The sequence below is a fragment of the Metabacillus hrfriensis genome, from assembly GCF_030127205.1.
In the GTDB taxonomy this organism is placed as follows: domain Bacteria; phylum Bacillota; class Bacilli; order Bacillales; family Bacillaceae; genus Bacillus_P; species Bacillus_P dongyingensis.
Genome location: NZ_CP126116.1, coordinates 2,875,781 through 2,896,043 on the forward strand (window position 1 = coordinate 2,875,781; position 20,263 = coordinate 2,896,043).

At 38.3% G+C, this 20,263-nt stretch carries 17 protein-coding genes; 7 read left to right on the plus strand and 10 right to left on the minus strand.

The genetic code is table 11. From position 1 onward, the window contains the following. Positions 1–193 precede the first annotated feature (193 nt). Positions 194–316: a DUF4023 domain-containing protein gene (locus QLQ22_RS14340; protein WP_223435603.1), complete on the plus strand. Its 123-nt coding sequence runs from the start codon at positions 194–196 to the stop codon at positions 314–316. A 551-nt stretch (positions 317–867) separates the two neighbouring features. Here the strand turns inward: QLQ22_RS14340 and QLQ22_RS14345 are convergent. Beyond that, a complete protein-coding gene (locus tag QLQ22_RS14345; RefSeq protein ID WP_284015020.1) occupies positions 868–1,584 on the minus strand; it encodes a YwaF family protein in 717 nt (238 codons plus the stop codon). Between the two features lie 278 nt (positions 1,585–1,862). Between QLQ22_RS14345 and QLQ22_RS14350 the strand changes: the two genes are divergently transcribed. Beyond that, the gene (locus tag QLQ22_RS14350; protein ID WP_284015021.1) at positions 1,863–3,044 is read left to right on the plus strand and encodes a styrene monooxygenase/indole monooxygenase family protein; all 1,182 of its coding nucleotides are present in this window, start codon (positions 1,863–1,865) and stop codon (positions 3,042–3,044) included. A 55-nt stretch (positions 3,045–3,099) separates the two neighbouring features. Here the strand turns inward: QLQ22_RS14350 and QLQ22_RS25045 are convergent, their stop codons facing one another. The 3 genes from QLQ22_RS25045 to QLQ22_RS25050 are packed head-to-tail and all read right to left on the minus strand — an operon-like array spanning position 3,100 to position 3,599. Next, positions 3,100–3,195, minus strand: coding sequence for a DUF6886 family protein (locus QLQ22_RS25045; protein WP_349654954.1), 96 nt, complete (start codon positions 3,193–3,195; stop codon positions 3,100–3,102). Next, positions 3,182–3,493, minus strand: a complete 312-nt coding sequence (locus tag QLQ22_RS14355) for a DUF6886 family protein (RefSeq protein WP_223435609.1) — start codon at positions 3,491–3,493, stop codon at positions 3,182–3,184. The genes QLQ22_RS25045 and QLQ22_RS14355 overlap by 14 nt, the downstream gene beginning before the upstream one ends. After that, a complete protein-coding gene (locus QLQ22_RS25050; protein WP_349654955.1) occupies positions 3,396–3,599 on the minus strand; it encodes a DUF6886 family protein in 204 nt (67 codons plus the stop codon). The genes QLQ22_RS14355 and QLQ22_RS25050 overlap by 98 nt, the downstream gene beginning before the upstream one ends. A gap of 131 nt (positions 3,600–3,730) precedes the next feature. On the opposite strand from QLQ22_RS25050, the gene ant(6) reads away from it, so the two are divergent. After that, positions 3,731–4,594, plus strand: coding sequence for an aminoglycoside 6-adenylyltransferase (ant(6), locus tag QLQ22_RS14360; RefSeq protein WP_223435611.1), 864 nt, complete (start codon positions 3,731–3,733; stop codon positions 4,592–4,594). Positions 4,595–4,748: 154 nt separating this feature from the next. Here ant(6) and QLQ22_RS14365 read toward each other — a convergent pair whose 3' ends face one another. From QLQ22_RS14365 to QLQ22_RS14375, 3 genes are all read right to left on the minus strand, one after another. After that, complete coding sequence (locus QLQ22_RS14365) at positions 4,749–5,177, minus strand: DoxX family protein (protein ID WP_252207014.1); 429 nt, start codon at positions 5,175–5,177, stop codon at positions 4,749–4,751. A gap of 173 nt (positions 5,178–5,350) precedes the next feature. Continuing rightward, on the minus strand, positions 5,351–5,821 hold the full coding sequence (locus tag QLQ22_RS14370) for a DinB family protein (RefSeq protein ID WP_284015022.1): 471 nt from the start codon (positions 5,819–5,821) through the stop codon (positions 5,351–5,353). A gap of 111 nt (positions 5,822–5,932) precedes the next feature. Continuing rightward, complete coding sequence (locus QLQ22_RS14375) at positions 5,933–7,789, minus strand: LTA synthase family protein (RefSeq protein WP_284015023.1); 1,857 nt, start codon at positions 7,787–7,789, stop codon at positions 5,933–5,935. A gap of 335 nt (positions 7,790–8,124) precedes the next feature. Here QLQ22_RS14375 and QLQ22_RS14380 point away from each other — a divergent pair, with 335 nt between their 5' ends. Together QLQ22_RS14380 and QLQ22_RS14385 are read left to right on the plus strand one after the other, a co-directional pair. Then, positions 8,125–11,187: an efflux RND transporter permease subunit gene (locus tag QLQ22_RS14380; protein WP_284015024.1), complete on the plus strand. Its 3,063-nt coding sequence runs from the start codon at positions 8,125–8,127 to the stop codon at positions 11,185–11,187. A gap of 85 nt (positions 11,188–11,272) precedes the next feature. Continuing rightward, positions 11,273–11,818 (plus strand): GNAT family N-acetyltransferase, encoded by a 546-nt coding sequence (locus QLQ22_RS14385; protein ID WP_284015025.1) that lies wholly within the window; start codon positions 11,273–11,275, stop codon positions 11,816–11,818. A 39-nt stretch (positions 11,819–11,857) separates the two neighbouring features. Here the strand turns inward: QLQ22_RS14385 and QLQ22_RS14390 are convergent, their stop codons facing one another. From QLQ22_RS14390 to blaOXA, 3 genes are all read right to left on the minus strand, one after another. Beyond that, on the minus strand, positions 11,858–13,018 hold the full coding sequence (locus QLQ22_RS14390; protein WP_223443441.1) for an MFS transporter: 1,161 nt from the start codon (positions 13,016–13,018) through the stop codon (positions 11,858–11,860). 1,300 nt (positions 13,019–14,318) lie between these two features. Continuing rightward, positions 14,319–15,842 (minus strand): LysM peptidoglycan-binding domain-containing protein, encoded by a 1,524-nt coding sequence (locus tag QLQ22_RS14395; protein ID WP_284016833.1) that lies wholly within the window; start codon positions 15,840–15,842, stop codon positions 14,319–14,321. 167 nt (positions 15,843–16,009) lie between these two features. Then, the gene (blaOXA, locus tag QLQ22_RS14400; protein WP_284015026.1) at positions 16,010–16,795 is read right to left on the minus strand and encodes a class D beta-lactamase; all 786 of its coding nucleotides are present in this window, start codon (positions 16,793–16,795) and stop codon (positions 16,010–16,012) included. A gap of 193 nt (positions 16,796–16,988) precedes the next feature. Here blaOXA and QLQ22_RS14405 point away from each other — a divergent pair, with 193 nt between their 5' ends. After that, positions 16,989–18,371 carry an aminotransferase-like domain-containing protein gene (locus tag QLQ22_RS14405; RefSeq protein ID WP_284015027.1) on the plus strand — a complete coding sequence of 461 codons (1,383 nt, stop codon included), beginning with the start codon at positions 16,989–16,991 and terminating at the stop codon, positions 18,369–18,371. 524 nt (positions 18,372–18,895) lie between these two features. Next, positions 18,896–20,221 carry a short-chain fatty acid transporter gene (locus QLQ22_RS14410; protein WP_284015028.1) on the plus strand — a complete coding sequence of 442 codons (1,326 nt, stop codon included), beginning with the start codon at positions 18,896–18,898 and terminating at the stop codon, positions 20,219–20,221. Positions 20,222–20,263: the final 42 nt, after the last annotated feature.

Here is a 20,263-nt window from a genome sequence, read left to right on the forward strand (position 1 = left end):
TTGTTCACTAAAAGATCCTCCTCTGCCGCGATTCATAAAAGTTAGAATAGTATATGCTGTAAAACCTGAATGCGTAATAGGCAAATCAGCAAAGGATTTTCTATCAATTCGGTTTCATTTAAATGATTGACTCATTTTTTCAGGAGACCTGGAGATAGTAAGAATATGAAGTCATTTTAGGAGGTCATTTTTTATGGAAAACACATCTAATTACGTCGAAGGCTTACATGAAAAACAGCAAAAGGACGAGCAGAACAGACAGCACCAGGGCAAAGGAAACCCGGGCAAGAAAAAGCCGAATAAAACGCATAAATAATTAGGAAATGAAAAATCGCCTGGTTAGCCCAGGCAGAAAAGTTTTGGTTTAACTTTTTTGTCGGAGCCGTTCTGGCCGAGGTTAGGCGATGGAGCTGGATAATAATGAATTTGTGAGCCGGCTGGTCAGCTCAGATGCGGCTTACAAGAATTCCTCCGAAAAGGCAGAGTCTGACTTTTCGGGGGAATTCTTTTGTATGAGGAATCAGGAGGTCCAGTTGGACAATGACACAGACGGACACAAAAGGATCCTGCAGAAAAGACTGTTTCTGCAGGATCCTTAATAATAATGGTGAACTTTCGCACCGTCAGCTGGGGGTTATCTGGAAAAAGAAAGTATATCTTATTAATGGGCAAGTATTTCACCAAATCTGGCCAGTAAAATAGGCAAACAGGTAAGTATTTTACTCGTTTCAGCGAGTAAATCGACAAACACTTTTAATCCGCGTGCCAAATGCACATTGATTCTGAATGAAGAAAATATAATTTATATTGGCACTATCCCAATCTTTTTCTGTAACCAGCTGACCAGCATTCCTTCACAAATTTCATCTAATCAGAACGTAATTGCTTCAATTTAATACACCCGTATAAAATGAGAAAACTCGCAATCATAAAGACCTCCATCCAAAGCAAATACCTCGGCCAAGCCCCAAGAAAATCTAAAAGCGAAGCATTTTCAGGTTTTTTCATGATGTATAGATAATTTGAGCCAATCCGTTTATTTAAGAGATAAATACCTCCGGCGTAAACATTGACAATCAGCACTGAAGCCCATAATGAGCGCCAGGTTGGCAGAAAATGATAGGCCAGTATCATAAACAAGCATGCAATGATCACTCCTCCATGTGACAGAAAAAAAACGATATACTGGAAATGCGGAAAAGAATACTGTCCAAGGTTCGGTGTGAGAACGGCCTGAATGGAACTTGCAATTCCTGCGTAATACAGAAATTGAAACAGCCTGGAGCTTTTTGCAATGAGCATGATAATGGCCAGAATGACAGTAAAATCACTTAGGTGAAGAGGCAATGAAGATTGGGGTGTCCATGCCCCTTCTGCTATTAGCCACACCTGGTGCACAAACATGGAAAGAAAAAGAATTACTGCCAGTGCAATACGAACAGGTTGTCTCATTAATTTAACTTTTTTCTTAAAAATAAATAAAAGGAAAGTCAAAAACAGAATTAAAACCAATGTCCATATGTGATCTGCTGAAAATAGACGGAAATTTTCAACCTTAGGGTCGTGCTGAAAGTATTCGTACATTCATGCCACTCCGTTTTTCTATTTATTTTGAGGCAATTTCACATAATTTATGCCGATAACAGCTGAAAAAAAAGCTGAGCTCAAAGTCAGCTCTTAATTCCCTTTAAGTTCCCGTACTAGAAAATAACAGGTAAGATTACGAGATATTACTTGTAAGCCTTTATTTATCCAACCAATAACACCTATGTAAAATCCTACTATAGAAGAATGTGATAGAGGTTTAATAATGGTAAAATTCACTATATGAATTTCAATTATGATTTTGGGGAGTGAGAGGTATGAAACGGCGAATTTGTATTGTTGGGACCGGGACAGCTGGTCTCCATTTGGCATATGCTCTTAAAAAGGAGTTTGATGTGACGGTGATCTCCCATCGCACAGCAGAACAGATCAGAAATGGCAGAATTCAGTCTACACAAGTACATTTCGGCTCGACAATTGAAAGAGAAAGACGCTTTTCTATGCCAAAATGGAGTGAGCATACTCGAATTGAAAGTATCCATATGACCATTGGTCAGCAAAAACTATTTGCAGGAACGCTGGCTGAACCCGCACTTTCTGTTGATCAGCGCTTCTATTTTTCACATTGCTTAGAGGAACTAATAGAGAGAAAGGTCCCTGTTCTCTTTAAAAAAATAAATAATGAGAATCTCGGTGAATTAATAGAAGAATTTGACTTGGTTATTGACTGTACTGGCAAAAATGGGCCGCTTTTCCCCTTTCCTATTGAAAAAGATTTTTCACCATTCCAGACACCTCAAAGAAAATGCATCGTTGGATACTTTAGAGGTATAAAGCCGCTTACACCTCAAGGAATTAATGTCACCATCCTCCCAGGTGAAGGAGAAATGTTTGAAATACCTGCATTAACGGATCAAGGTCCAGTGACGATCTTGTTTATTATGGCAATTCAGGAAAAGAGATTAGATATTTTTAAAGCGATTCGCTCATCAGACGAATTCACGTTAAAAATACGGACAGTTTTGCAATCTTTTTTCCCGGAAATCGCAAGTCGTATTGTAGAGGAAAGCTTTGCTCTAAATGATGAAAAGGGATTTCTGCAAACAGCGATCACACCTGTTATACGAAAACCGTATACAATTATACAAAATAAATTAGCAGTCGGATGCGGAGACAGTGTGTTTTTGAATGATCCGATTACAGGACAAGGCTGCAATCTTTCGTCTTACTGCGCAGAAAAACTGTATGAGACGTTAATTGAGTTTAAAGATGAACCTTGGAATTCACAGCTTGGGGAATCCTATTGGGATAAAACGAAACCATTAGTCAAGCAAGTGACAGAGTGGACAAATGCGATGACAATGCCGATGCCTGAGCATGTTATCGACCAGATCCTTCAAGGTTCCGGGGAACAGGCAAAAGCAGATCGAATTGCCGGCTGGTTTGCTGATCCAAGCACGGCCTATCAGGATATTTTTCAAGGCAGCAAAATCCAGTAGTTTATATGGAGAAGGGTGACCTGCTGATTCACCCTTCTTTCATTCTTGCGGCATTTCAAAAACGAATAATTGAAAAATTCAAGGATGATGAAAGAATACGATTCCGGATTGGATATAGGTCTGGAGTAAATCTCAGCTCAACGTTTGCCATCAAAATCTTCCTCCAATAAATCGCCTGCAGGCTCAACGTTCAGCGGCACAACTTCTTCAAAAGATAAATAGTATCCGGCCGTTTTCGCTTCATCAAACAACTCAAATGATTCCGAATTAAATGTATAAATGTAAAATTTTGTGCTGCGGATCCGTTCAAGCCATGAGCTTTCAATCACAATAATCTTATCTGTACTAGTCTCACCGAAAAATCTGGAAGAATCCTCTTCCTTCGTTTGCTCCCCCTTCCAATATATAACTCTGTGACAATCCCGCGGAAAATAATAATGAAGTTGCATGCTCCTGATCTATGGCCCAGACAACTGGACGAAGGCTTGGAAAAGCAGCAGAGTGCCGCGGTTTAAATAGATTTATAGAAGGAACTTCACTAAAATGGTATAGCATTTACTTTGGTCCCCCTATTCTACCTTTATGTATTAAAAATGACTGCATTCTTCAACCTTATGGCATGTTCTAATAAAAACCACCTTTGCTATACTTTACAATAAAATAAGTAGATTTTGGAGGAAACATAATTGAGAAGCGAAAGCGAAATGATGAAATTAATTCTTGATGTTGCCAAAAATGATAAGAGAATTCGGTTAGTAACTCTAGAGGGTTCAAGAGCAAATAAAAATGTGCCAAGAGACAAATTTCAAGACTTTGATATTTCCTATTTTGTAACGGATATTGATTCTTTTAAATCCAGCGATGAATGGTTAAATCAATTTGGCCAAAGAATCTTGATGCAAAAGCCGGAAGATATGGAACTTTTCCCGCCGGAACTTGGCAATTGGTTTTCCTATTTGATGTTATTTGCAGATGATAATAAAATTGACTTAACTCTTATCCCAATTGATGAGCTGGAACAGTACTTATCAGAAAGTGACGGCTTGATAAAATTATTGTTGGATAAGGATTCAAAGATAAATAAAAAAATAGATCCTAATGATGAAAAATATCACATAAAAAAACCTTCAGCTAGAGAATTTGATGATTGCTGCAATGAATTTTGGATGGTGTCAACGTATGTTGTTAAAGGTTTAGCACGAAAAGAAATTCTTTTTGCAATTGATCATTTAAATGAAATAGCAAGACCTAATCTCTTACGAATGATGGCTTGGAATATCGGGATCGAAACTGATTTCTCTTTAAGCGTCGGAAAGAACTATAAGTATATTCAAACCTATTTAGACATAAACGACTGGGAAAAATTGCTTAATACGTATGCAGAGAATAGTTACGAAAATATGTGGCAATCTTTATTTGATTGCTATGATCTTTTTAGAAAATACTCCAAATTAGTTGCTCATCGTTTAAGTTACGACTATCCAGATTATGATGAACAGATTACTGGGTATACTGAAAAAATTTTTCATTCCTTTCGTAAAAACCATTAAAAGCGGAAGAAGTTCCATTGTCATTCCCAGAGATAAACAATATATATGACTATAAAATACCTTTTTGATTTAGTGCACAACAGTATTCCATCTTGTGTCCAGTGCAAAATGAAAAAACCTGATCAGCAGCTGCTGATCAGGTTTTTTCATACCTTTAAATATGTGATTGAATCTTTTTGTCAGCTGAAAGCTGTTTCCTAAAAGGAAATAGACTGCGCACGGTTTCATCCCGCAGCCATAAGCCTCCCCATGCTATAACAGCTAAATATACCGGAAACAAAGTATGAGAAAAGAGCGGGGCATCCAATCGTAAATGTGTAGCGATAACGCCTCCATAATAGCCGGTCAGGAGTACTGCTCCCAAGAGAGAAGTCCGCGGTACAAGATACAGAATCACAGATAATAGCCCAAGCAATCCAATGATAAAAATGTGATGCTCCTCAAAACCAAGCGAAAGGGTTCCTTCAACAACCTGAGCAGGTTTGACAAATTTCATAATACTGTCAAATAACATAAACAGGATAACCAGTCCGCTCATCACCCAAGAAGTCAAAAGGCGGCCTTTTGAAACACTTTTTGCCATGATTGTTTGTACCTCCCTGATTTTTGTATGATACTCTGTACACTTTAGTTCCTCGTGTGTAATCATACAAAATTTCAAGATACTGGATGAGTTTTAAAATTATGACTTCTAATTTTGTTCTTACATCCGTCAGGCTAATGAACTTCGTGTCAGATTCAATAACGGTCAGTCTCCTATTCAAACATCATAACCCCGGGATCTTTCTTATAACAATGCACAAGGATCGCATGCAGCTGGCCTCGATGATGATACAAATGAACTGCCATTTCTAAAAGCCATTCATACCGGGTATAAACGGTTCCCCAATAAGAGGTCATTTCCTGATGAAGTTCTTTTTCATTAAATTGACTGAACCGTTCTGATAAAATAATGTGATTCTTAATCAATGCTTCTTTTATGTCGTGGAGGTTATTTAAAGCTGCAGAAGAATAAAAGCCGGCCATCTCTTCCCCGCTTGCTCCTTCAGAAATCAGCAGATCTGCATGACAGATCATTGCAATATGTTTGAGCAGCTCTCCGACGGAATGCTTGTCAGCTGTCGGTCTTTTCATCAAATCACTTTCTTCTAACGTTTCTATAATCTTAATAATAGTGTCATTTGCCACCTCAATTTGATGCAATGCATTTTTAACATATGGATTCAAAAGCCAAACCTCTCCCTTATCTCCGCTTTAAAATAATTATCGGATATTTACCTTTCCTCTACAAGAAAAAAGCCGCTCTATCCGTTAGAATAAAGCAGCTTCATCAAAAGATTAATATAATTTGGTGATTAAATCATTTTCCAAAAACATCGTTGATAACTCTATATCTTTATATAACTTGTTATAATTTTCTCTGCAGGCTTCAATGTCTGTCTGCTTTTTGGTTTTATTATCTATACATTTACCAGATGAAAAAACGCCATCATGGGAAGCAATGTAATCATAGCTATCAGAGTAAAACGAATAACGTGTTGTTTCGTAAGCAAATCCTGCAAAGCCCTCATGATCAACATCAAGAGGTTTCCCAAACTGAATCAGCTTCTGATCGATTCCAAGCAAAGACGTGATTGTTGGAAAGATGTCCATCTGGCTGGCAGTTACTTCATTGACTGCACCCTCTGTTTGCCCGGGATGATGAATGATCAGCGGGATATTGAATTGTTCTTTTTCATTAAAATCCACACCAATCAGTTTATTGATTTCATCTTTATCCATTGGCAGCGGTCCATAGTGATCGCCATATACAACAAAGATTGTATCGTCCCACAGGTTTTTCCTTTTCAAATCTTCGATAAATAGACCAATTGTCTCGTCGAAGTATTTTGTAGACTGCAAATAATGACCTGTATTCGTGCCTTCAAACCTTTTTGGAAGATTTAAATATTGATGGTCTTTCGGCATAACAAAAGGACGATGGTTGGTAAGCGAGACAATGAAATTATAGAAAGGCTTTTTATCTTCTGTGTATATCTCAGCCATTTGATTAAATATACTTTCATCCGAAATACCAAGTCCAACAATTTCATCCGCTGTAATTTTCGGGTGATTTTTATGGTAAAACGTTTGATACCCTTGTTCCGGATAGGCTTGATGGCGATTCCAGAAATCAGGATTATTGCCATGGGTTGCGCTGGTTGAATATCCTTCCCGTTTTAAAACGTTCGCAAGCGACATGTATTCGTTAAAAGGATATGCATTATAAACACCTTTAGGCGCCATTGGATATAAAGAATTATTTGAAACAAATTCTGCATCAGACGTATTACCGCGTCCAATTTGCAGATAAGTATTCGGATAATAATGACTTTCTCCAATCAAATCATTCAAATTCGGAGTGACCTCTTCCCCATTCACTTTCAGTCCGATTGGGAACGTGTTTAAAGATTCTGCTTGAATGACAATGACGTTTTTCCCTTTAAATTTGCCGTAATAAGGTGATTCTTTCTGCAATTCTTGATTTTCACTGAAATACGACTGCAGTTCTTGAATTTGTTTTTTGTCATTAAGGAAGGTTTCCTTAGCAAAAGCCTGTTTAAGCATATTTTGTTTCACATCGTAAATATGGGCAGGAAGAACTCCTGTTAATGAGACTTTATATTGATCAGAAAATGTATCTTTCAAAGGGTAAAAAGAAGTAAATAATATAGCTGCTGCTCCAAGTCCGAAGGCAATTCTGCTGAACGCTTTACGCTGTTCATTCTGTTTGATTAAATAATAAACAATCAACAAAACAGCAGCCAGCAAGACATCAATCCAGTATAAATAATCGGCCGGATAGATAAGGGATATAATTGAATCTTTCACATGCCCTAACTGATCAGCCTGCCCAAGCAGTTTTACATTTAAAATAGCATCATAATACCGTTCATAAACAGCATCTGCATATAGGATAAAAGATAGAATGAAATAGATGATGAATGCGGTGATGAATTTTAATTTTGATCTTCCTGTTACTAAGAGGCTTGTTAAACATAAAGCAAAACCGGCAGAGGCAACTAGGATATATTTCTTATGAGGCGATAATTCCATTTCGTGTACAAAATACAGGGTTTTAAACATCCAGAAAACGGTGATCAACCCTACGGTCAGCAAAAACATGACCATGTTCTTTCTATTATTTAATGACAATCTATATTCACACCTTTAAGTAATTTAATCGAACAAAAATAGATCTTTATATTCAGTTAATCATAGCAAAACGAGTTAGCTTTTTAAAGATAATTTTAACAAAAACTTAATACTCCTTTACAAAGAGTTAAAAAAAACGTAATCAACCGTTTACATTTAAGCGAACTCTCCCGCACGTAATTTTTTCCGCTTCGTTTTTTATGAAAATCCTTCGTTAAAGATGCTTATTAAAAAAATTTCACAAATCTTAACACATTCAGGAATGAAAAAAAGATTATTTCTGTGATATAGTTTTATTAGTCAAATTTGACTAATGACTAAGGAGGAGACAGCCTATGTTCGAACATTTTCTTAAACGGGGAAAATTAATCATTATTTTATTTTTTATGATTATTTTAGTTGGCGGGTATTTATTTTATCAGCTTCCTAAACGCGAATTGCCGGAGTTTTCAGCAAATATTGTATCAATATCAACTGTTTATCCAGGAGCGGATGCCTCAGTTGTTGAAAGTGATGTAACGGAGGTTTTAGAAGATGTTTTCAAAAATTCAGAAGGCATTGCAAGCATTAATTCCGTTTCTGCACAGGAATTTTCAACTGTTATCATTGAAGTTGATGATAGTGAAGATTTTGAAAAAATATCCAGTAATATTAAACAAAATGTATCCGACAATGTCTCGAAGCTTCCTGAGGGTGCATTTGATCCTGAAGTAAAAAATGCCGCGGCTGATCTACCGGTTGGTTCATATATGATTACTGCTGGAGATATGAATACACTTGAGAGCAGCCAGGAGGAAATTCTTGATTTAAAAGAAAAGGTTCTCGACCTTGACGGTGTATCAGGCGTTACGATTAAAGGCTTTAATGAAAAAGAAGCCATCTTAAAGCTTGACAGTGATAAGTTATCTGATAAGGGGCTGAATGTCTCTACGATTATTGATGCCATCAATAATGAGTATAAAACGACACCACTAGGCGAAACAAAGCAAGACGGCGAAAATGTCGGCCTTTCGCTGAAACAATATAAAGACGTCATACAAATAAAAGATCTTACCTTACAATCGCCTATTACAAAAGAGCTAATAAAAGTCAGTGATATCGCCGAGCTTGCTTTTGAGGAGAAGGATCAGGAAGATATTGTTTCTTTTAATGGCAAACCCGCGTATTCTTTTACAGTCACGATCGATTCAGGACTTGATATTCCCGCTGCTTTTACTAAAGTAGACAAAGAAATCAAGGATGAATTGAATTTGCCTGAAGGAGCAGAGCTCGAAACGTATTACTCGCAAAAAGCAGAGGTTGATACTATTTTTGATGATTTAATCAAAGAGGCAGTCATTGCGGTGATTGCCGTTATTCTGATTACAACCCTTGGATTAACATTAAGCGGAGCATTTATCGTTTCACTCGCCATTCCCTTATCTATTACCTTGGGGACAATGCCGCTGCCTTTCCTTGATGTTGACCTGAACCAAATTTCTGTGATCGGGCTGATTATCGCACTTGGAATATTGGTCGATGATGCTATTGTTGTGAATGATAATATTCTGCGTCAATATAAGCTGCAGAAAAATGGAAATGTCCTGCAGGCAACAAAAGATGGCGTTAAAGAGGTATGGGGATCAATTGTCACGTCAACGCTTGCAGTTGTTTTTGCATTTCTGCCGATTACCCTGCTGTCAGGTTCGAATGGGTCATTTATCCGGTCCCTTCCCTCCGTTCTCATCTTAACGGTTGTGGCATCCATGATTATCTCATTGACGCTGGTACCGGTTTATCAATATGCTGTAAATAAGAAGAGAATTCGTTCAAGCGAGAAAGAACCGGGCTTCTTAGGAAAGCCTCTCAAAAAACTGTCGGACTTTTATGCGGATATTCTCCTTGCGAAAATTGTAAAGCGGCCTGTTATCATTGGCATTGGCGGAATTGCAGCCACATCTTTGATCTTTTTGCTGGCGTTTTACGTTCCGTTTGAGTTTTTCCCATCCGCTAATAAAAAAGAAGTAACTTTAACTGTCACAATGCCTACAGACTACACTCTTGAAGAAACAAACGGTGTTCTTATAGAGCTGGAAAAAGATTTGATGGATATAAAAGAAACCGAAGAGACAGCGATATTTGCCGGTACCGGGGTACCAGGCCTCTTTAGTGAAACGGTTGAAAATGCAGGTCAAAACACAGGTCAAATTGTCGCACGCATAGATAATAAAGCGGTGACTGCCGATGAATATATAGAAGAAAACAAAGATGATCTCAGGGAAAAGTATCCTGATGCAGAAATTTTCTTAACCACAATCGTCCAGGGTCCTCCGACAGAAGCACCTGTAACCGTAAAATTAAGCGGTGAGGATTTCAACAGACTGAATGATATTAAGAATGAGCTTGCAGGTAAAATTCAGAAAGCGGACAACGGCTTGATTATTGACAATGTAAAAGCATCCCTTTCATCCATCCAATATAACCTTGACCGTGATGCTTTAACTGAAAATGGGTTAGACCCTAAATTCATCAGTGATCAAATTCGTTTAGTAACAGAAGGCATTCCTATAGGCACCTTTAAATCTGATAATAAAAACATTGATTTAGTGATGAAGCAGGACACGGAGATTCATCAGGAAGGAATACAGCTGGGTGAAATCGAGGTTCCTCTTCAAACAGAAGGTCCGGTTCCCCAAACAGCGCCAATCAGCGACTTTTTGGAAACAGACACCATTAAACAATATCAAACGATTCCCCATGAAAATGGTGAAAGGACCATTACCCTGAAAGCTTATCCGGGAGAATCAGAAACATTTAAAGAAGATGTTGCAAAAATAGTAAATGAATTTAAAAATCAATATGCAGATGAAGGCTACAGCCTGACTCTAGGAGGAGAAAATGACGATCAGACGCAATTCTTTATCGAAATCAGTCTTCTCTTCCTGGTCGTTCTTGTCTTGATTTACATGACTATTGCGTTTCAGTTTAATTCCCTTTCATTGCCGCTGCTTGTCCTTGGAACTGTTTACTTAGCAGTAGCCGGAGCTGTCGCCGGACTGTTTGTGACACAGACTCCATTCAGTTTCATGGCAACAATGGGGATTGTGTCTCTTGCAGGAATTGTAGTCCGAAACTCTGTCGTGCTGTTTGAATTTATAGAACAGCGGATCAAAGCGGGCTATGGCCGTACGGAAGCTGTTCTGGAAGCGGGAAGAGCTAGAATACGTCCTATCCTTCTGACGGCATTCACTGCTTTAGTGGCTCTGCTGCCTGTTGCATTCAGCAGCGATCCATTATTCAAACCGCTTGCCATCAGCATAGTATCCGGGGTCCTGTTCTCAACAATTCTGACGCTGCTGATCGTTCCTGCTTTATATATAGTCGTAGATAAGCTTCGTACGAAAAGAAGAAAAATATAACAGATAAGGCTGCCTTTTATTGGCAGCCTTTTTTAAACATAGTATAGTAATTAAATAGAACAGTTGCATACAGGGGGAAAATAGAATGTTTTTACATAAGATTGATGATGAACTATCACTAAAATTAATAGATTTGCGGGATGCTGATAAGCTTTTCAAATTGACAGACCATTCAAGAAACCATTTGAGAAATTGGCTTCCGTGGCTGGATTTCACAACAAAACAGGAAGACACAAAATCATTCATTGAAGGGTGTCTGCGTGCTTATGCAGAAAATAAAAGCCTGAATGCAGTTATTGTATATAAAGGTGAACTCGCAGGAACAGCAGGCTTTAACCAAATCAACTGGTCAAACAGGACAGCTTATATCGGATATTGGCTCGGGGCAGAGTTTCAGGGCAATGGCATTATGACAAAAGTTGCCGGAGCATTGACCGATATAGCCTTTCAGGAATACAACTTGAACAAAGTTGAAATCCGGGCTGCTGTTTTGAACACGAAAAGCAGAAGCATCCCCGAACGACTTGGCTTTGTGCATGAAGGAAACATCAGACAAGCTGAATGGCTCTATGATCATTTCGTTGATCATGCCGTGTATGGGATGCTTGCTAATGAGTGGAAGCAAAAATAACGAAGAAAGCACCTGACTGAGTCAGGTGCTTTCTTCTATTTAATAAGTAGACGCGGCTGTCTGTTTTTTTTGTACCCTTCTGCTCTTTCCTTCTAAAAGTGTAAGAATCATAGGTACGATCAGAAAAATGCTTGAAATTTGAAAGAGAACCGCTGTTTCAAGAAATTGAGCCAGCAAGCCAAAAACGATTCCGCTTAAACCGATTCCAAAATCAATCGCAGAGAAAAACATCCCATTTGCCACACCCCTGCGGTTATCCGGTGTTTTTGAAAGCGTCCATGACTGCAGTGTCGGAAGCAGCGAACCGAATCCTATTCCAAATAAAATGCCCGCAATGGCAATTCCTACATTGGTGTGAGAGAAAGAAAGAGCCCACATACCGGCAAAGGTCAGAGAGCTGCAGACAACGATAAGCCCCTTAGGCCCTCTTTCGTCAAACCACTTTCCTGCAATTGGTCTTGAAATAGAAGCCATAACTGCATTAAACAGATAGAAAATGAAAATCTGGTCAATTCCGCGCTCTTCACCGAAAATGACAATAAATGTCACAACAGAACCATATCCGAATGTTGCAATCATCGTAATAAGAGCCGGATACCAGCTTGTTTTTTCAACAAGGGAACCAAGGTATGAAAATTTCAGATCTTCTTTTTTGGTCAGTCTGACCGATTCAGGCGTGTAGTAACGAACAGCTGCTAAAAGAACAATCGCAATGATTCCAAGAGCACAGGATATATAGATCAAATTGTTAAAAGTTGTAACCCCAAATAAAAAGATGCCAAGACTTGGTGCAATAATCATGCCAAGTGTTACGGAAAGACCAAAATACCCCATGCCTTCTCCAAGACGGGATTTTGGTATCACATCCACGGCTGCCGTCCCGTTTACTGTGGTTGAAAAACCCCAGGCAAGACCATGGATGAACCTGAACATCAAGAAAATAAGAATCACATTTGAAATCGGGTAAAAAATTGTAATCGCAAGAAGCGCAACTGCTCCAATCAAAACAAGCGGCTTGCGGGATTTATATTCAAGCATATATCCGATAAACGGACGGCTCAAAACCGCTCCAATTGAAAATAAAGCCGTAACTAATCCAATCTCAAGCCCAGAAGCTCCTAAAGATTTAATATAAGGCGGAAGTGTGGGAATCAGCATTTGAAACGACATAAAAATAAATAAGTTGCCAAGCATAAGCATAATAAACGATTTGGTCCAAAGAGGTGCTTTCTTTAATTGATTCACTGTATCTCTCCTAAGTTAACTGAATACCATAAATTTATTTCGGATTACTAAATAATATCACAATCAATGAAGGTATGAAATTATAAAGTTTTATTATTAATTCTGGTTATTTATACCAAATAAATGAATTTTTGACTTTTTAGGGAGAAAGAATCTAATAAAATACGGTTTTTCATAGGTAAAGATGATTTGGAGGAACTTTTGGATCCTCATAGTTTGCTTTTGAGTACTCTCATTCATCTTTTTCAAGTTTTTGGGTACTTATAGCTAGCCTTTGAGTACTCTTATTCTTCTGTTTCAAGGTTTTAGGGAATCATTGCTTGCCTTTGAGTACTCTTATTCTTCTGTTTCAAGGTTTTAGGTACTCATTGCTTGCCTTTGAGTACTCTTATTCATCTTTTTCAAGGTTTTAGGGAATCATAGCTTGTCTTTGAGTACTCAAATTCACCTTCTCCTGGATTTTGAGGAATCATAGTATGCCTTTGACTTCTCTCTTTTATCTGCTCTGCAGTTTTGGGTACTCATTGCTTGCCTTTGAGTACTCTCATTCATCTTTTTCAAGGTTTTAGGGAATCATAGCTTGTCGTTGAGTACTCAAATTCACCTTCTCCTGGATTTTGAGGAATCATAGTATGCTTTTGACTCCTCTCTTTTATCTGCTCTGCAGTTTTGGGTACTCATTGCTTGCCTTTGAGTACTCTCATTCATCTTTTTCAAGTTTTTGGGTACTCATAGCTAGCCTTTGAGTACTCTTATTCTTCTGTTTCAAAGTTTTGGGTACTCATTGCTTGCCTTTGAGTACTCTTATTCTTCTTTTTCAAGGTTTTGGGTACTCATAATCTGCCTTTGAGTACTCTCATTCATCTTTTTCAAGGTTTTGGGTACTCATTGCTTGCCTTTGAGTACTCTTATTCTTCTTTTTCAAGGTTTTAGGGAATCATAGTTTGCCTTTGAGTACTCTCATTCATCTTTTTCAAAGTTTTGGTACTCATTGCTTGCCTTTGAGTACTCTCATTCATCTTTTTCAAGGTTTTAGGGAATCATAGACTGCATTTGATTCCTCTCATTCACCTGATCATGGATTTTGGATACTCATAGCGCTCCTTTGAGTCTTCAAACTCGCCTGATCATGAATTTTGAGTCCTCATAGCGCTCCTTTGTTCCTCAACAACAAAAAAACGGATACCAATTGCTGTGCAATTTGGTACCCGTTTCCCTTTGTGCTTTTTTTCTCTGCCGCGTTATTTATCTATCATTAATTAAAATGATAAACATCCCATATATCCGAAGTTTCTGAGCCGATATACCAGGCGGCAGCTCCGCCTAAATGATTTTCTTTCATCATCTTCATCCGCAGCTCAATTGATTTCTTGTCTTCTATCCACAGCTGATGTTTTTCACCTTTTTCAGTGAATTGAACAAAGTATTGTGAAGCCTTCGGATCCCATACCTTCTTAAGTCCTTTAGAGGAAATGATCCGATTGACTTCTGACATCGAGCGGTCGATGCTTCTCAATTTGTTAGAAGATAGGTCTGTCACCCATTCTCTCGTATAAAACGGCACAGCGAGAATGATTTTATGTGAGGGAACATCTTTCATTAGAAGCTTAATGCCTTCTTCAACCCAAGGCAGGGAAGCAACAGAACCAGCTTTCGGTCCCCCTCCCCAATGCTCATCGTATCCCATCATAATCACATAATCGGCTAATTTGCCAAGTTCTTTGCGGTCTAAGCTTCCTGACCAAAACGGGTCAGCGCTTGTTCTTGTCACATCGACAGATACGATGATTCCATGAGGCTTCAGGGCTGTTTTTAATTCCCGGATAAACGATACGTAATCCTGTTTGTTTTTTATATCAATGTTTTCGAAATCAACATTAATTCCATCACTTTTGCTTTTGATTAATGCAGTCTGAAGCGCAGAAATTAGTTTTTGTCTTTTATGCGGATTGCTTATGATCAAGTCTGTCAGAACTGGATCAAAGTTGTTGCCAAGAAGCGGCCAAACCTTTTTTCCTGCATCATGTGCTGCCTCTGTATAGGCAGGATCCGTTTTAACTGTAACACCTGAATTCGATTGAGATAATGTAAACCAGCGCGGTGAGACAACATTTAAATTTGGTTTATTTTTCATCTGCTGAATGTAAGTATTTGAAGTTCCATTAAAACTCCAGCCCATGACAACACGTTTGCTTGTTTTTACTTGCAGGTGCGATTTTTTGACCCACCCTTTTTTGCCGCCAAGCAGCTGAACTTCATAATAATACACAGGAATTTTTAATTTTTGGCCTATTTTAAGCTGAGTTGTCTTCAAAGCATTCAGCTTGGTAACATCATCGATTGTTACTCCATATTTGTTTGTGATTTTCCAAAGTGTATCACTAGATGTTACTTGATGAACTTGAACGGACTGAGGAATTTTAATAGTTTGACCGAGCGAAATCTTCTCATTTTTTAATCCATTGAGCCTTTTCAGTTCTTGAACGGATGTACCATATTGATTAGCTAGTTTCCATAGTGTATTTCCGCTTGTAACTTTATGTGTAATAGCATCGGCAGAATCTCCCGCTGCTGATTGAATAAGAGGATATTCCTCACCTTTTTGAAGAACAGCCGTCACAGCCGAGCTCAATTTTGGAGAAGAATAAACATTGACGCTGCTTCCTTTTACAGAACCAATTTGCAGAGTATTTGACTCAACTTTGCCTATAAGAGGCATTTGATTTAATATCAGGAATAAAACTAGTAAACTGCTTAAAACCTTTCTCACTGCGTTCATCTTCCTTCTGTAATCTTTTAACATATAAAAGTAATCATACTCCCCGAGGTTATGAAATGAATAGTGGGATTTAGTGGGGATTTTTCATCAGGAATCGGAGTCATTTCTAAATGGGCATTTCCAATAAAAAAAGACCTCATGTTCTGAGATCTTGTTTCCTTTTAATCTTATTTATTAATTATATTTAACTGTTTCAATACCTCTATCGTGATATTCTTTGCCTCGGATCCGCTTCCGTCTAAATTTGCCGCAAAAACCCATTCCGCTTTTTCTGTTTCGGCGTATCCAACATACCAGCCGAGCCCAAGGTCAGAAAGGCGAGTACCCGTTTTGCCATGCAGAACATATGAATCCGCTTCTTCATTTATCATGATTCTTTTAACTGTTCTCATTTGCTGCTTATCAAAAGGAAGTGTCTCTTCAACAAGATTTTCAAAAAAACCGATTTGTTCTTGTGCAGAGATTTTCAAACTGCTGTCAAGCCAGAAACGATCGATCCCTCCGCCTATGTCACGATTTCCATAGTTCAGTAAATCAATATTTTCCTGCATCGCATCAGATCCAATATCTCTTGCCATCGATTGATAGTACCAAATGACAGAAAACCTCATACCAGAAGCTAAGGTATGATCCCTGTTCCAATCTTCAATTTCCCTGATTGTTCCATCCCATCGCTTCACTTCATATTCATCTTTGACCGCACCTGTTTTTAACCCAATTAACGCATTTGGCACTTTGAAAGTCGATTCAGGTGTCAGGCGCTCGTTGCTTCTCTTTTTGTTGTAAACATAAATTTTATCTGTTTTCAGATTTTTAACCACAATGGTTCCTTGTTTTCCTTTAAACAGCTCGGCCACCTGCAGGTTCTCTGGTTTTGGCGATTCAGCACTTACGGGTGAACCCGTCAAGCAGACTAATAAGATACTGAGTAAAAACATCATCATTTTCTTCATTTTTGCATTCTCCTTTTTAAAGTATTTAATTTAAAGCAAAGCTTGCCAAACGGCATTTCCACCTTCTTTCGCTGCTTTTCTTTACTGATGAGAAGCACCAGGATTTATTGATTTCAAGTATACTTATCCTTAACAGGAACCGAAATCCCATTTTTCTTGCTCTGTACCCGTACAGATTTAGGAGGAGAAGCTGATGACAAAGAAAAAATACGAAGAGGTTATGATGGAAATTGCACGTCGTGCAGCGTCTGGAGTATTAAAGCCAGGGAGCAGACTTCCTTCAATAAGAGCTTTATCTGAAGAACTATCCTGCAGTAAGAATACAATTATCAAAGCTTATCAGGAAATGGAACTGAATCATCAAATCTATTCAGTCAAAAAGAGCGGTTATTACCTCGTAGAAGACTATCAATTTCAGAAAAAAGAGTCTTCACAAAACAGAAAGATAGATTTTTTATCAGCTGGACCGGACAAAGAAGCCATGCCTTACTTGGACTTTAAGCATTGCATAAATCAGGCAATCGATCGCTACAGAGAAGACATGTTCTCCTATTCAGAGCTTCAGGGCCTGTATTCCCTCCGCAAACAGCTTGCCAGGCATTTGCAGGATCTTCAGGTATTTACTGTGCCTGAACGGATTGCTGCCGTAACTGGCTCACAGCAAGCCCTTCATCTACTTGTCTCTCTTCCATTTCCTAATGGAAAGAGTAAAATATGTGCAGAACAGCCGACGCATCCAGGATTTATTGAATCGCTTAAGACACAAAAAGCGGATGCTGTTGGCATTGAAATTCAAAAAAACGGCATTGATCTGGATCGTTTAGAGGAAATCTTCAAATATGAAAACATTAAATTCTTTTATACCGTCTCACGCTTTCATAATCCAACCGGATACAGCTACACAAACGCAGAAAAGAAAAAAATCGTTGAACTTGCCCAAAAATACGACGTATACATAGTCGAAGATGATTACATGGGTGACATTGATCTAAATATGAAGCAGGATCCAATGTTTGCTTATGACCCCTCAGGAAGAGTCATATACACGAAAAGCTTTTCAAAAACGCTGCTGCCAGGGCTCAGACTTGGTTTAATCGTCATGCCTGAAGCGATTAAAGCAGAATTTTTGCAGGTAAAGTTCGCTGCTGATGTTCACACCCCTGTTCTCACACAGGGCGCACTTGAAATTTACTTGAAAAACGGAATGTTCGATGCACACATCTCAAAAATCAGACAGACTTACCATAAAAAAGGAAAGCTGCTGCAGAAGGCCTACTCGGAATTCTTGCCTTCTGATGCAGTTTATACAGGTTCTTCATCAGGATTTTACTCAACTATTCACTTGCCTCCTCCTTTACTAGCACAGCAGCTGATTAGATTATTAGAGAAAGAAAATGTCTTTTTAGATAATGCCGAGAGAATGTATCTCCCTGCATATAAACAGGAAAATGTCCTGAGACTCAGTGTTTCACAAGTGGAAGATGAGTTAATTGCAAAAGGAATTCAAAAAATTGCCGCCGGAATTCAGACGATGATACTAGAAAAGAAAAAGATTCTGACCTGGTCATTTAAATAAGAAGGGAACCGGTGATCCGGCTCCCAAAAGTTCATGATTTTCGTCAAATTTCATTTTGAAAGGAAAGCATACTCTTTTTTATATCTGATTAAAAGGGCCCGTTATTTTCGGGTGAAATACAAGCGTTGTTTGTTCATTCAGCTTTTTTCTTATACCAGTCATGGAGTAACCCATTTTTTCGCAGAGATAACAATTGCGTTCTTCCTCCAATATTTTGACTATTACCCAACTGGCTGCTTGAGGGAACATCTTTTCAACCATCTTTATTGTTCTCTGAGCGATTCCCTTTCCTTGAAAATCAGACAGACTAAACATTGTGATGTTTCCGCTTTCCAGCATATAAATATTGCCCAACCTATCCTCATGAAACTCATTAAACTTATCACCCAAAAAAACTTATAAATGCAGGAAAATGTAAAATTTTATCGAAATTTTAAAAATATAAGAAAAATGAAATAATTCTTATAAAATACAAGATAAGATTTTAAAGAATACAGTTCATCAATAAAATAGGGGGAAATAATATGAAAATCCTGATCTCTTTTTCGAACAGATTGATGCAGAGGTATATGCCTGATCCTTTTTTATTAGTTATTTTGCTCACCTTTTTTGTTTGCGGCCTTGCACTTATTTTTACAAGTAGTACACCTGTGCAAATTATTGAATATTGGGGCGGCGGGTTTTGGAGTTTATTAGCTTTTTCAATGCAAATGGTTTTAATTATCGTAACAGGTCATGTAATGGCAAGCAGTCCATTTTTTAAAAAACTATTAGGAACCTTAGCCAATTTGCCAAAAACTCCGGGACAAGCCATTATACTAGTTACAGTTGTGGCGCTTGCAGCTTGCTGGATAAATTGGGGATTCGGATTAATCATCGGAGCTTTATTTGCAAAAGAGATTGCTGCAAAAGTAGAGGGTGTCGACTATCGTTTATTGATAGCAAGTGCTTATAGCGGTTTTATCATATGGAGCGGCGGGCTTTCTGGATCTGTTGCCCTGACCATTGCAACTCCTGGTCATTTTACTGAACACCTCATTGGAGTTGTTCCTACAAGCGAAACGATTTTTTCTGTTTTTAATTTAGTAATTCTGTCGGGCCTTTTTATTTTAGTGCCTATTATTAACCGATTGATGGTGCCGCCAAAAGATAAAGTGTTTGTCATTGATCCAGCTTTGTTAGAAGACAAAGAATTTTTCGAAGCAGCCAGTGAAGAACAAGCTGTTCTGACCCCAGCTGATCGATTAGAAAATAGCCAAATCCTTTCATTGCTTATTGGATTGTTGGGTATCGCCTTTTTAGTCTATTACTTTGTCAAAAATGGTTTTGCTCTCAATCTTGATATCGTTAATTTTTTATTTCTCTTCATCGGCATCATCTTGCATAAAACACCAAGACAATTTTTGAAAGCGGTAACAGACTCAGTGAAAAGTGCAAGCGGCATTATTATTCAATTTCCATTTTACGCTGGGTTAATGGGGATTGTCTCTGCATCAGGCTTAGCTGGAGTATTATCTAATGCGTTCATATCGATATCAAATGAACACACATTTCACTTATTCACCTTATGGAGTGCAGGATTAGTTAACTTCTTTGTGCCATCTGGCGGCGGACAATGGGCTGTTCAAGCTCCAGTCATGCTGGAAGCCGCTCAGAATTTGGATGTTTCTTTACCGAAAACGGCAATGGCGGTAGCTTGGGGGGATGCCTGGACGAATATGATCCAGCCCTTCTATGCCCTTCCTGCCCTGGCAATCGCAGGGTTAAAAGCAAAAGACATCATGGGCTATGGTCTGGTTATCATGTTAATTACAGGGGTGTTTATTTCTGCCGTGTTTCTGTTTTTATAGAATTTAATTGGATTTGGTTGTTTTACATGTTATGAAATGCTG